The 12,535-nt window shown below is 66.3% G+C and carries 16 protein-coding genes; 2 read left to right on the top strand and 14 right to left on the bottom strand.

Annotated elements, in window-relative coordinates; all coding sequences use genetic code 11:
• Positions 1 to 5 precede the first annotated feature (5 nt).
• From rpsC to ABZ386_RS27355, 14 genes are all read right to left on the bottom strand, one after another.
• Positions 6 to 833, bottom strand: a complete 828-nt coding sequence (gene rpsC / locus ABZ386_RS27420; RefSeq protein ID WP_358966248.1) for a 30S ribosomal protein S3 — start codon at positions 831 to 833, stop codon at positions 6 to 8.
• Positions 833 to 1,180: a 50S ribosomal protein L22 gene (gene rplV / locus ABZ386_RS27415; RefSeq protein WP_010036727.1), complete on the bottom strand. Its 348-nt coding sequence runs from the start codon at positions 1,178 to 1,180 to the stop codon at positions 833 to 835. The genes rpsC and rplV overlap by 1 nt, the downstream gene beginning before the upstream one ends.
• Before the next feature lie 44 nt (positions 1,181 to 1,224).
• Positions 1,225 to 1,506 carry a 30S ribosomal protein S19 gene (rpsS, locus tag ABZ386_RS27410; protein ID WP_004984529.1) on the bottom strand — a complete coding sequence of 94 codons (282 nt, stop codon included), beginning with the start codon at positions 1,504 to 1,506 and terminating at the stop codon, positions 1,225 to 1,227.
• 12 nt (positions 1,507 to 1,518) lie between these two features.
• Positions 1,519 to 2,355 carry a 50S ribosomal protein L2 gene (gene rplB / locus ABZ386_RS27405; RefSeq protein ID WP_037669203.1) on the bottom strand — a complete coding sequence of 279 codons (837 nt, stop codon included), beginning with the start codon at positions 2,353 to 2,355 and terminating at the stop codon, positions 1,519 to 1,521.
• Positions 2,356 to 2,393: 38 nt separating this feature from the next.
• Entirely contained in the window at positions 2,394 to 2,813 is a 420-nt protein-coding gene (gene rplW / locus ABZ386_RS27400) for a 50S ribosomal protein L23 (RefSeq protein ID WP_031118791.1), read from the bottom strand.
• A complete protein-coding gene (gene rplD / locus ABZ386_RS27395; RefSeq protein ID WP_031118792.1) occupies positions 2,813 to 3,469 on the bottom strand; it encodes a 50S ribosomal protein L4 in 657 nt (218 codons plus the stop codon). The genes rplW and rplD overlap by 1 nt, the downstream gene beginning before the upstream one ends.
• 4 nt (positions 3,470 to 3,473) lie before the next feature.
• Positions 3,474 to 4,118, bottom strand: a complete 645-nt coding sequence (rplC, locus tag ABZ386_RS27390; protein ID WP_010036739.1) for a 50S ribosomal protein L3 — start codon at positions 4,116 to 4,118, stop codon at positions 3,474 to 3,476.
• A gap of 17 nt (positions 4,119 to 4,135) precedes the next feature.
• Entirely contained in the window at positions 4,136 to 4,444 is a 309-nt protein-coding gene (rpsJ, locus tag ABZ386_RS27385) for a 30S ribosomal protein S10 (protein WP_003948644.1), read from the bottom strand.
• Positions 4,445 to 5,410: 966 nt separating this feature from the next.
• Positions 5,411 to 5,704 carry a hypothetical protein gene (locus tag ABZ386_RS27380; RefSeq protein ID WP_351337614.1) on the bottom strand — a complete coding sequence of 98 codons (294 nt, stop codon included), beginning with the start codon at positions 5,702 to 5,704 and terminating at the stop codon, positions 5,411 to 5,413.
• A gap of 218 nt (positions 5,705 to 5,922) precedes the next feature.
• Entirely contained in the window at positions 5,923 to 7,116 is a 1,194-nt protein-coding gene (gene tuf / locus ABZ386_RS27375) for an elongation factor Tu (RefSeq protein ID WP_003992342.1), read from the bottom strand.
• A 157-nt stretch (positions 7,117 to 7,273) separates the two neighbouring features.
• On the bottom strand, positions 7,274 to 9,400 hold the full coding sequence (fusA, locus tag ABZ386_RS27370; protein WP_114254777.1) for an elongation factor G: 2,127 nt from the start codon (positions 9,398 to 9,400) through the stop codon (positions 7,274 to 7,276).
• Between the two features lie 39 nt (positions 9,401 to 9,439).
• Positions 9,440 to 9,910: a 30S ribosomal protein S7 gene (gene rpsG / locus ABZ386_RS27365; protein WP_003998848.1), complete on the bottom strand. Its 471-nt coding sequence runs from the start codon at positions 9,908 to 9,910 to the stop codon at positions 9,440 to 9,442.
• A gap of 2 nt (positions 9,911 to 9,912) precedes the next feature.
• Positions 9,913 to 10,284: a 30S ribosomal protein S12 gene (gene rpsL, locus ABZ386_RS27360; protein ID WP_003948652.1), complete on the bottom strand. Its 372-nt coding sequence runs from the start codon at positions 10,282 to 10,284 to the stop codon at positions 9,913 to 9,915.
• Positions 10,285 to 10,630: 346 nt separating this feature from the next.
• A complete protein-coding gene (locus tag ABZ386_RS27355) occupies positions 10,631 to 11,152 on the bottom strand; it encodes a DUF1707 and DUF4190 domain-containing protein (protein ID WP_351337619.1) in 522 nt (173 codons plus the stop codon).
• A gap of 542 nt (positions 11,153 to 11,694) precedes the next feature.
• On the opposite strand from ABZ386_RS27355, the gene ABZ386_RS27350 reads away from it, so the two are divergent.
• Together ABZ386_RS27350 and ABZ386_RS27345 are read left to right on the top strand one after the other, a co-directional pair.
• A complete protein-coding gene (locus tag ABZ386_RS27350) occupies positions 11,695 to 12,099 on the top strand; it encodes a hypothetical protein (protein ID WP_356614500.1) in 405 nt (134 codons plus the stop codon).
• 8 nt (positions 12,100 to 12,107) lie between these two features.
• Positions 12,108 to 12,524 carry a hypothetical protein gene (locus ABZ386_RS27345; protein ID WP_356614502.1) on the top strand — a complete coding sequence of 139 codons (417 nt, stop codon included), beginning with the start codon at positions 12,108 to 12,110 and terminating at the stop codon, positions 12,522 to 12,524.
• The last annotated feature ends 11 nt before the right edge of the window (positions 12,525 to 12,535 follow it).

Here is a 12,535-nt window from a genome sequence, read left to right as displayed (position 1 = left end):
GACGGTCAGGCCTCCGTTCCGGTGCTCTCAGCCGGAGCGGCGGCGGGAGCCTCGGCCTTGTGGGCCTCGGCGCCGGCAGCCTGCTGCGGCTTGCGACCGCGCCCGCCACGCTCGCCACCGCGGCCACCACGGGCCGGGCGGTCGTTGCCACCACGGGCCGGGCGGTTGCCGGCGCGGGCAGCGGCGTTCTCGGCGCGGACCTCGGCGATGTTCTTGACGTCGCCCTTGTAGATCCAGACCTTCACGCCGATGCGGCCGAAGGTCGTCTTGGCCTCGAAGAAGCCGTAGTCCACGTTCGCGCGGAGCGTGTGCAGGGGCACGCGGCCCTCGCGGTAGAACTCCGAGCGGGACATCTCGGCGCCACCGAGGCGGCCACCGCACTGGATCTTGATGCCCTTGGCGCCGGCCTTCATCGCCGACTGCATGCTCTTACGCATGGCACGGCGGAAGGAGACGCGGGAGGAGAGCTGCTCGGCGACGGCCTGGGCGACCAGCTGAGCGTCGGTCTCGGGGTTCTTGACCTCGAGGATGTTCAGCTGGACCTGCTTGCCCGTGAGCTTCTCGAGGTCACCGCGGATGCGGTCGGCCTCGGCGCCACGGCGGCCGATGACGATGCCCGGACGAGCGGTGTGGATGTCCACACGCACACGGTCACGGGTGCGCTCGATCTCGACCTTGGAGATGCCGGCGCGCTCCATGCCGGACGTCATCATCCGGCGGATGGCGACGTCTTCCTTGACGTAGTCCTTGTACAGCTTGTCGGCGTACCAACGCGACTTGAAGTCGGTCGTGACACCGAGCCGGAACCCGTGCGGGTTTACCTTCTGGCCCATTACCGGGTTCCTTCCTTGCTGCTGACGACCACGGTGATGTGGCTGGTCCGCTTGCGGATCCGGTAGGCGCGGCCCTGGGCACGCGGACGGAACCGCTTCAGGGTCGGGCCCTCGTCGACGTAGGCCTCGGAGATGTAGAGGCTGTCGACATCGGTGTGGTCGTAGTTGTGCGCGGCGTTGGCGATGGCGCTGTCCAGCACCTTGCCGACCGGCACGCTCGCGGCCTGCGGGGCGAAACGCAGGACCGCCTGAGCCTCCGTGGCGTTCAGGCCACGGATGAGGTCCACCACACGGCGGGCCTTCATGGGCGTGACGCGGATGTACCGCGCCTGGGCCCTGGCTTCCATGGTTGTCCCTTCGATGTTTGTCATGGTCATTCGCACCCCGCTGACTAGCGGCGCTTCGACTTCCGGTCTTCCTTGACGTGGCCCCGGAAGGTGCGGGTCGGCGAGAACTCGCCGAGCTTGTGGCCGACCATCGACTCGGTGACAAACACCGGGATGTGGGTCTTGCCGTTGTGCACCGCGATCGTGTGGCCGAGCATCGCCGGGACGATCATCGAGCGGCGGGACCAGGTCTTGATGACGTTCTTGGTGCCGGCTTCGTTCTGGGCGTCCACCTTCTTGATCAGGTGGTCGTCGACGAAGGGCCCCTTCTTCAAGCTACGAGGCATCTCAACCCGTCCTTAGCGCTTCTTGTTCGTCTTGCGGCGGCGGACGATGTACTTGTTCGACGCCTTCTTGGGCGAACGAGTACGGCCTTCCTTCTTGCCCCACGGGGACACAGGGTGGCGACCACCGGAGGTCCGGCCCTCACCACCACCGTGCGGGTGGTCAACCGGGTTCATGACCACACCACGGACGGTCGGGCGGACGCCCAGCCACCGCTTGCGGCCCGCCTTGCCCCAGTTGATGTTGCTCTGCTCGGCGTTGCCGACCTCGCCCACAGTGGCGCGGCAGCGGACGTCGACCAGGCGGATCTCACCGGACGGCATGCGCAGGTGGGCCATCTGGCCCTCCTTCGCGAGCAGCTGCACCGAGGCGCCGGCGGAGCGGGCGAACTTGGCGCCGCCGCCCGGACGCAGCTCGATGGCGTGCAGCGTGGTACCGACCGGGATGTTGCGCAGGGCGAGGTTGTTGCCCGGCTTGATGTCGGCCCCGGGACCGTTCTCGACGCGGTCGCCCTGCGACAGGCCACGCGGCGCGAGGATGTAGCGCTTCTCGCCGTCCGCGTAGTGCAGGAGCGCGATGCGCGCGGTGCGGTTGGGGTCGTACTCGATGTGCGCGACCTTCGCCGGCACGCCGTCCTTGTCGTGACGACGGAAGTCGATCACGCGGTAGGCGCGCTTGTGGCCACCACCCTGGTGGCGGACGGTCACACGACCGGAGTTGTTACGGCCACCCTTGCTGTGCAGGGGGCGGACCAACGACTTCTCCGGCGTGGACCGCGTGACCTCGACGAAGTCGGCGACGCTGGCACCACGACGGCCAGGAGTCGTCGGCTTGTACTTGCGGATACCCATTTCTCAGTCCTCGTCCGATTCCGGACGATCCTGACCGCTTACGCGGTCGGACCGCCGAAGATGTCGATACGGTCGCCCTCGGCGAGGGTCACGATCGCGCGCTTGGTGGACGCACGCTGGCCGAAGCCGGTGCGGGTCCGCTTGCGCTTGCCCTGGCGGTTGATCGTGTTGACCCCGGTGACCTTGACCGAGAAGACCGACTGGACGGCCTCCTTGATCTGGGTCTTGTTGGCACGCGGGTCCACGACGAAGGTGTACTTGCCCTCGTCGAGCAGCGCGTAGCTCTTCTCGGAGACGACCGGCTTGAGCAGCACGTCACGGGGGTCCGTGAAGGACTTGCTCAGCGGGGTCTCGACGGTGTTCTTGCCCTCGGCGGCGTGGCGACGCGCCTTGGCGACGCGAGCGGCCTTGGCCTTCTTCGCCGCCTTGGAGGCGATTGCGGGGTGACGGATAGCCATCAGACCTCGCTCCCTTCGGTGTCATTGGCCTTCGGGCCCGACACGAAGGACTCGAAAGCGGCCTTGGTGAAGACCACGTCGTCCGAGACGAGAACGTCGTACGTGTTCAGCTGGCCCGGCTCCAGGATGTGGACCTGGGGCAGGTTGCGGGCGGACAGCCACGCGGCCTCGTCGGCGCGGTCGACGACCAGGAGCAGGTTCTTGCGCTCCGAGATCTTGCCGAACAGCGTCTTGGCGGCCTTCGTCGACGGGGTCTCGCCCTCGACGACGCCGGAGACGACGTGGATGCGGTTGTGGCGGGCCCGGTCGGTGAGGGCGTGACGCAGGGCGGCAGCCTTCATCTTCTTCGGGGTCCGCTGCGAGTAGTCACGCGGCACGGGACCGTGCACGACGCCACCACCGGCGAACTGCGGCGCGCGGGTCGAACCCTGACGGGCGCGACCGGTGCCCTTCTGGCGGTACGGCTTCTTGCCACCGCCGCGGACCTCGCCACGGGTCTTGGTCTTGTGCGTGCCCTGACGGGCAGCGGCCAGCTGCGCGACGACGACCTGGTGGATCAGCGGAATGCTGACCTTCTCGACGTCGAAGATCTCCGCGGGGAGCTCGACGGAACCGGCCTTGTCGCCCGCCGGCGAAAGGATGTCAACAGTGCTCATTACCTCAGGCCCCCTTGGCCGCGGTGCGGACCAGGACGAGGCCGCCGTTCGGACCGGGAACCGCGCCCTTGATGAGCAGCAGACCCTTCTCCGCGTCAACGGCGTGGACGGTCAGGTTCTGGGTGGTGACCCGCTCGTTGCCCATGCGACCCGCCATGCGGAGGCCCTTGAACACACGGCCCGGGGTGGCGCAGCCACCGATGGAACCGGGGGAGCGGTGCTTGCGCTGGGTGCCGTGTCCGGCGCCGAGGCCACGGAAGTTGTGGCGCTTCATGACACCGGCGAAGCCCTTGCCCTTGCTCTTGCCGGTCACGTCGACCTTCACGCCGGCCTCGAACACCTCAGCGGTGATCTCCTGGCCGAGCGTGTACTCGGAGGCGTCCGCGGTGCGGATCTCGACGAGGTGGCGACGGGGGGTGACGTCGGCCTTGGCGAAGTGGCCCTTGAGGGGCTTGTTCACCTTGCGCGGGTCGATCTCGCCGAAAGCGATCTGGACGGACTCGTAGCCGTCGACATCGTTCGTACGGACCTGGGTGACGACGTTGGGGCCGGCCTTGACGACGGTGACCGGGACGACGCGGTTGTTCGCGTCCCACACCTGCGTCATGCCGAGCTTCTCGCCCAGGATGCCCTTGATCTGCTTAGCCATCTCTCAGATCACCGGCCTCAGAGCTTGATCTCGATGTCGACACCGGCCGGGAGGTCGAGTCGCATCAGAGAGTCAACGGTCTTGGGGGTGGGGTCGAGGATGTCGATCAGGCGCTTGTGCGTGCGCATCTCGAAGTGCTCGCGCGAGTCCTTGTACTTGTGCGGCGACTTGATGACGCAGTACACGTTCTTCTCAGTGGGCAGCGGCACCGGGCCCGCGACCGACGCACCAGTACGCGTCACCGTCTCGACGATCTTCTTCGCCGAGCTGTCGATGACCTCGTGGTCGTAGGCCTTGAGCCGGATGCGGATCTTCTGTCCCGCCATGGCTACTCAGTAGTCCTGTCTCTCTTACGCTCTGGAACCCGGTGGATTCCTTCTGCTGCCTTCGTTCCTCCGACCCACGCGGTCGGGCGTGTCGCGCTCCCGCTGACACGGATGTCCCTTGTTCGAACATCCCTGCGGGATTGCACACGGCCCTTCCGGAACCGCGAGCCGGGGGCGGAAGGCCCACCGGGTGCCTGGCCGGTGCCGCGCCGACGCTTCCCGGAAGATTCCCGTACGTCCGCCCCAGTGCTGCCGTGGTGGCAGTTAGGACGACGAGTACTGTGGGACTCGCTTCCGGTCCTCCCGGCGGGAGGCGCGCAGCATCAACACTCGACCGAGCAACTCGGACAGTCTGCCATATGGGGCAGGGGCGACGCCAATCGAGCCGGAGAGAATACCCCGAGGGTGACGTAGGTCAAACCGGGGACGCGCCCGGCGCACGCCGGAAGACCCGGGCCCGCCGGAGGAGCCGGCGATCACGGGGCCCCGGGAAGTCCTCCTCCAGGATCCAGTAGTCGCCCCCTTCGGTGTCCGCCCGCGCAGCCCCGGTGGCCACGCTCGGGGAGCGAGCGATGAGAAGCAGCTCGCCGTCCGGGGACCGCAGGGCAGAGACGTCGGAGCCCCGGTCAGCCGTACGGACAGCCAGCCTTGTGTCGTCCCGACGGCCACCAGACACATGACGTCTTCGGCCAGGAAGGACCACGCGCCGCGTCGTGGATCTCGAACTCGCCGGTCCGCGGAGCAGCTCCACACGGTCTCCGCGCCTGGGGCGCCGGCCCGCGCGGCGAGGTACGTCTTCCCTCTGCGGAAACCAGTCCCGCGTGCAGCCACCGGTCACTTACAACTCCGCCCGGACGCCTGGTTCTTCGAGAACGTGCCGGCACGACGGGCAGGCCGGTTCGGGCTGGCCGTGAACCGGATTGCCCGGCGCGCGGCGCCGGTCTCGGGCACCGATCGGGTCGCCGTTCAGGCACCGTCCCTCACCGGACTTGGCGCGGGCCGCGGCGTCTTCGGCTCCCTCCGGAGACCCTTCTTGCCGAGTCCCTTCGCCATGGCCGTGAGTTCGACCTTGTTCCGCACCGTCGCATGCACCCACCGCCCCTTGAACCACGGCGGCAACTTGCGGACAGGCACGAAAATCAGCGTGTCGTTGGCGGCGTCCTCAGCCAGGCCCTTGGGCCCCTCCACACGCCGCACGGCGTACAGGGACTTGCACTGCTCGTCGTCGCGGAACGAGAGATTGCCGCCGAGGATCCCCATGCACCCGTCACCCGTCACCCGAGCGCCCCTCGAGATATTCCTCCAGCGCTTTCTTGATGGAGGGTGTCGGTCTTCTGCGAGGTGATCACCAGGCGCACAGCGGCGGCTACCCTGCTGTCCCGGCCGCCCTCCTGAAGAGAAAGGGACCCGCACGACCGAAGTCGTACGGGCCCCTTCGAGCCACTCAGGTCAGTGGACCCTCAAGCCAGTCCGAAGACTCACTTGTTGATCTTGGTGACCTGGCCGGCGCCCACGGTCCGGCCACCCTCACGGATGGCGAACTTCAGGCCCTCCTCCATGGCGACGGGCTGGATGAGCTCCACCTTCATCTCGGTGTTGTCACCCGGCATGACCATCTCGGTGCCCTCGGGGAGGGTCACCACGCCGGTCACGTCCGTCGTACGGAAGTAGAACTGCGGGCGGTAGTTGTTGAAGAACGGCGTGTGGCGGCCACCCTCGTCCTTGGACAGGATGTAGGCCTGCGCCTCGAACTCCGTGTGCGGCGTGACCGAGCCCGGCTTGATGATGACCTGGCCGCGCTCGACGTCCTCGCGCTTGATGCCACGGAGGAGCAGACCGACGTTCTCACCGGCCTGGCCCTCGTCGAGCAGCTTGCGGAACATCTCGATGCCGGTGACCGTGGTGGTGGTCTTCTCCGGCTTGATGCCGATGATGTCGACGGTCTCGTTGACCTTCAGGACACCACGCTCGATACGGCCGGTGACGACCGTACCGCGACCGGTGATCGTGAAGACGTCCTCGATCGGCATGAGGAACGGCTTGTCGACGTCGCGCTCCGGCTCCGGGATCGCGGTGTCGACGGCGTTCATGAGCTCGAGGACGGAGTTGCCCCACTCCTTGTCGCCCTCGAGGGCCTTCAGAGCGGAGACCTTGACGACGGGAACGTCGTCGCCCGGGAACTCGTACTCGGAGAGCAGCTCACGGACCTCGAGCTCGACGAGCTCCAGGATCTCCTCGTCGTCCACCATGTCGGCCTTGTTCAGGGCGACGACGATGTACGGAACGCCGACCTGGCGGGCCAGGAGCACGTGCTCCTTGGTCTGCGGCATCGGGCCGTCGGTGGCGGCGACCACGAGGATGGCGCCGTCCATCTGCGCCGCACCCGTGATCATGTTCTTGATGTAGTCCGCGTGACCGGGGCAGTCGACGTGGGCGTAGTGACGCGTCTCGGTCTGGTACTCGACGTGCGCGATGGAGATGGTGATACCGCGCTGGCGCTCCTCAGGAGCCTTGTCGATCTGGTCGAAGGCCGAGGCCTCGTTCAGGTCCGGGTACGCGTCGTGCAGCACCTTGGTAATGGCGGCCGTGAGGGTCGTCTTACCGTGGTCGATGTGACCGATGGTGCCGATGTTGACGTGCGGCTTAGTCCGCTCGAACTTCGCCTTCGCCACTGGGGTCCTCCTGTGGAGTGGTTCTGGTACGCCTTACTCATCGGCGCCAGGTGATCTTTGCTGGAAAGCCCGGGCCCCTGGGGCACTCTCACCACGATTGCGGCGGAATGCCCCTCAAGGCTCCGGAGTCAAGCCTACGGCGTGTAGACGCGGTGCGTTACTCGCCCTTGGCCTTCGCGATGATCTCCTCGGCGACGTTCCGCGGAACCTCGGCGTAGGAGTCGAACTGCATGGAGTAGCTCGCACGGCCGGACGTCTTGCTGCGCAGGTCGCCGACGTAGCCGAACATCTCCGAAAGGGGCACGAGGCCCTTCACGACGCGGGCACCGGCCCGCTCCTCCATGGCCTGGATCTGACCACGGCGGGAGTTGATGTCGCCGATGACCTCACCCATGTAGTCCTCGGGCGTGGTGACCTCGACGGCCATCATCGGCTCGAGCAGCACGGGGCTGGCCTTGCGCGCGGCCTCCTTGAAGGCCTGCGAACCGGCGATCTTGAACGCGAGCTCGGAGGAGTCGACCTCGTGGTAGGCACCGTCGAGCAGCGTCACGCGGACACCGGTCATCTCGTAACCGGCGAGGATGCCGAACTGCATGGCCTCCTGCGCACCGGCGTCCACCGAAGGGATGTACTCCTTCGGCACACGGCCACCGGTCACCTTGTTGATGAACTCGTACGAGGCGTCGCCGCCCTCGATCGGCTCGATCGCGATGATGACGCGGGCGAACTGGCCGGTACCACCCGTCTGCTTCTTGTGGGTGAACTCGACCTTCTCGACGGCCTTGCGGATCGTCTCGCGGTAGGCGACCTGCGGCTTGCCGACGTTGGCCTCGACCTTGAACTCACGGCGCATGCGGTCGACCAGCACCTCGAGGTGCAGCTCGCCCATACCGCCGATGATGGTCTGGCCGGTCTCCTCGTCCGAGTGGACCTGGAAGGACGGGTCCTCCTCGGCCAGGCGCTGGATCGCGACGCCCAGCTTCTCCTGGTCGCCCTTCGACTTGGGCTCGATGGCGACCTGGATGACCGGCGCCGGGAAGTCCATGGACTCCAGGATCACCGGGTTCTTGTCGTCGGACAGCGTCTCACCGGTGGTGGTCTGCTTCAGGCCCATGACGGCGACGATGTCGCCGGCGCCCACCGACTCGATCTCCTCACGCTTGTTGGCGTGCATGCGGTAGATCTTGCCGATGCGCTCCTTCTTGCCCTTGACGGAGTTGAGCACCTGCGTGCCCGACTCCAGGCGGCCCGAGTAGACCCGGACGAAGGTGAGCTTGCCGAGGTGCGGGTCGCTCATGATCTTGAACGCGAGCGCGGCGAGGGGCTCCTCGTCCGACGGCTTGCGCGCGATGACCTGCTCCGGGTCCTTGACGTCGTGGCCCTCGATGGCCTCGACGTCGAGCGGGGTGGGCAGGTAGCGCACGACCGCGTCGAGCAGGGGCTGGACGCCCTTGTTCTTGAACGCGGTGCCGCAGAACACGGGGGTGACGGTGGTGCCGCCGCCCTTGCCGGACGCGATGGTGATGCGACGGATCGCGGCGTAGAGCTGCTCCACGGTGGGCTCGGTGCCCTCCAGGTACAGCTCCATCAGCTCTTCGTCGTTCTCGGCGACGGCCTCGAGCAGCTTGCCGCGGTACTCCTCGGCAGCCTCGACGTGGGTGTCCGGGATGTCGACGGTGTCGTACATCTCGCCCTTGGTCGCCTCGGCCGACCAGACCAGGGCCTTCATCGTCACGAGGTCGATGACGCCCTTGAAGTCCGCCTCCGCGCCGATCGGCAGCTGCATGACCAGCGGCTGCGCGCCCAGGCGGTCCGAGATCATGTCCACGCAGCGGTGGAACTCGGCGCCGGTACGGTCCAGCTTGTTGACGAAGCAGATGCGCGGCACGCCGTAACGGTCGGCCTGACGCCACACCGTCTCGGACTGCGGCTCGACACCGGCGACACCGTCGAACACCGTCACGGCACCGTCGAGCACGCGCAGGGAGCGCTCCACCTCGACGGTGAAGTCGACGTGCCCCGGCGTGTCGATGATGTTGATGGTGTAGTCGTCGCCCTCGAGCGGCCAGTGACAGGTGGTGGCAGCAGAGGTGATCGTGATGCCACGCTCCTGCTCCTGCTCCATCCAGTCCATGGTGGCAGCGCCGTCGTGGACCTCACCGATCTTGTACGAAACGCCGGTGTAGAACAGGATCCGCTCGGTGGTGGTCGTCTTGCCCGCGTCGATGTGGGCCATGATCCCGATGTTGCGGACCCTGGCCAGGTCAAGCGAAGTGGTAGCCATAAGGCTTCAGTCTTCTCTCGGTCTCGATGGGGTCTGCGACTACCAGCGGTAGTGCGCGAAGGCCTTGTTGGACTCGGCCATCTTGTGCGTGTCCTCGCGCTTCTTCACAGCGGCACCCAGGCCGTTGCTGGCGTCGAGGAGCTCGTTGAGCAGACGCTCGGTCATGGTCTTCTCGCGACGGGCGCGGGAGTAACCGACGAGCCAGCGCAGCGCCAGGGTGTTGGCACGGCCGGGCTTGACCTCGACCGGAACCTGGTAGGTGGCACCACCGACACGGCGGGACTTGACCTCGAGGGTCGGCTTGATGTTCTCGAGAGCGCGCTTCAGCGTGATGACCGGGTCGTTGCCGGTCTTCTCGCGCAGGCCCTCCATGGCGCCGTAGACGATGCGCTCGGCGGTGGAGCGCTTGCCGTTCAGCAGCACCTTGTTGATCAGGGAGGTCACCAGAGGAGAGCCGTAGACCGGGTCGATGATGACCGGACGCTTCGGGGCGGGGCCCTTACGAGGCATTCTTACTTCTCCTTCTTGGCGCCGTAACGGCTGCGGGCCTGCTTGCGGTTCTTGACACCCTGGGTGTCGAGGGAGCCGCGGATGATCTTGTAGCGAACACCCGGCAGGTCCTTCACACGGCCGCCGCGCACGAGCACGATGGAGTGCTCCTGCAGGTTGTGTCCCTCACCCGGAATGTAAGCCGTGACCTCGATGCCGCTGGTCAGACGCACACGCGCGACCTTACGGAGGGCCGAGTTCGGCTTCTTCGGGGTGGTCGTGAACACACGCGTGCAGACGCCACGACGCTGAGGGGAACCCTCGAGTGCGGGCGTCTTGTTCTTCTCGACCTTGTCCTGCCGGCCCTTGCGGACCAGCTGCTGGATCGTAGGCACTACTTCTCCGGTTTCTGTGTGCCGATGGGTACAGCTAACCTGGAACGTCGCCGACCCACGCGGTCGGGTGTGTCGAATCCCGCGGACTCCCGCCGCCAGGCAGAATTAAGCGCAGATTACGGTGGCCGGTATCAGCTCGCCGTGCGGTTTGAAGGCACGCACGGGAGCCAGGGCACACCCCAGGCACAAGGTCTGAGCGTACCTATCGCATTCGCTGCGGTCAAAACAAATGGACGCCGCCCGCATCGCCAGGCGGGACATGTCAAGACCCTGGGCCGTTGTCGATCTTCAATTCAGTGGCGGCCGCCCGATTTGCACACCGTCCTCGCAGGCGGCTCCTGCGGGGTCAGCCGGCCGCGATGGACACCACGGTGAGCAACACCAGGACGAGTGCCCAGCCTGCCGTGGACAACCATCCGAGCACGAGTCCGGTCAGCGCGAGCCCGTCCCCCAGCTCCCCGCGGCTGCGGATCTCGGCCCGCGCCACATGCCCGAGGACGACGGCCGGGATCCCGGTCAGCCCCATGCTCGGCACGCACAGCAGCCCGCACACCGCGGCGGCGACCGCCTTCCCGTTCGTCTGTGCCCGCGGCACCGGCAGGAACGCCGGCGGCACGGACACGGCCGGCACCGACTGCGGCACCGGCCCCTGCGGCAGATCGGCGACGAGCAGCGCCAGCTCCCCCACGGTCCGCGCGGCATACGCCCGCGCCACCCGCTTCTCGAACTCCCCGTGCTCCATCCGCCCCTCGCCGTACCCCGCTCTGAGCACGTCCACGGCCCGCTCCCGATCGGCGTGCGAGGCGAGCATCGACGGCACCCTGGACCCCTGCCAGGGCTGCCAGGACGGATAGGGCGGCTGCGACACGGAGCACCTCCCCGGGGCCGGAGTCCTTCCATGATGCGCCACACCTGGCAAAGATGCCCGTATCGCGCCGCGCTCCGTGACGGCAGGCCGGGCGAATCATGGCTGATTACCTTCCGTCTCCTCCTGCGTACCAGCGCTAGCATCTCACCGGACTTACTCGGTCACCTCAAAAGCTAGTGGGGGAACTTTTGGAGGCGGCGCGTGTTCTGTTCGGTCTGGCAGCACCACTGGTCGTGTCCTGGGAGCGCAAGTGGTTCTCGACTCGCCCCGGAATGACAGTTTGCTCCACAGTGGTGTACGGAAGTTACACGATCGCTCCATACGTGCGGGAACCCAGACCATGGTGCGCGTTGGCAGCAGTCACATTTCTGGCAATCGGCTGCATCCTACTGTCCCGCAACTCCTCCATAGCTGCCGCGGGATTCTCCGTAAAGACGCCGCTTTTCCCGGCACCTATCAGCGCCAGCAAAGGCGCAGGATACATTTCCATAACGCTTGCGATTATTGTCGGCCTATGGACTGCCTGGAGCAAACTCGTTTCAATGGGAAGCGACGTGTTACACAATGACACGCTGGCCGTGATGTTGTCCGCCTTGCTGATCGCTGTATTCGGCGGAGGCGCATTGGTCAAGAAGGCCACTGATCCGGTAGTCGAGGAGGTCTACGCACTCCCGGACGGCCAGAACAGAGACTCCGCTCTGGCACTGATCCGCAGCGGCGGCAGAGTCATCGGCCTCATCGAGCGGGGCCTCCTCTTCGCCTTCCTGGCCGCGGGCCAGCCAGATGCAGCGGCGCTGGTGCTGGCGGCCAAGGCGTTGGCGCGTGCTCCGGTCGATCACGTCAACCACGCATCCAAGTACTTCCTCGTCGGTACGCTGGCCAGCGTCATCGCGGCCTTGGCCATGAGCATCGCTGCACGCGCGGCAGTTGGGCTGCCAATACTCTAGGGGATTCTTTGGAACTCAGGCAGCACCCATTCATTCGGGAGCTAATTTCTCTGGGCCTGCCGTCGACCGACTATGTAGTTGCCGGCAGTGGGCCTCTGCTCGCACACGGCCTTCGCCAAGACATCGGCGATCTCGACATCGTTGCAAGAAATGATGCCTGGAAGATCGCACTCAGCATGGGGGAAGCGATGGTTCCCCCTTCTGGGCACGGTTTGATGGTAGTGCTCTTCGGTGGCCACGTCGAAATCTTCGATCGATGGCTCCCGGGGACACAGGATGCAGACACTTTGATCAGCTCGGCAGAGGTGACAGAGGGAATTCCTTTCTGCCCGCTCGTCGATGTACTTGAGTGGAAGAGAAGGTCCGATCGCCCCAAGGATCGAGAAGATGTCGAACTGATTGAAAACTACATGGGAACCGTTTGAGGGTGCCGAGA

The organism is Streptomyces sp. NPDC006140 (assembly GCF_040628815.1).
Lineage (GTDB): Bacteria > Actinomycetota > Actinomycetes > Streptomycetales > Streptomycetaceae > Streptomyces.
Note: the sequence above shows the minus strand (reverse complement) of the source record. Positions and strands in the feature narration are given on the sequence as shown.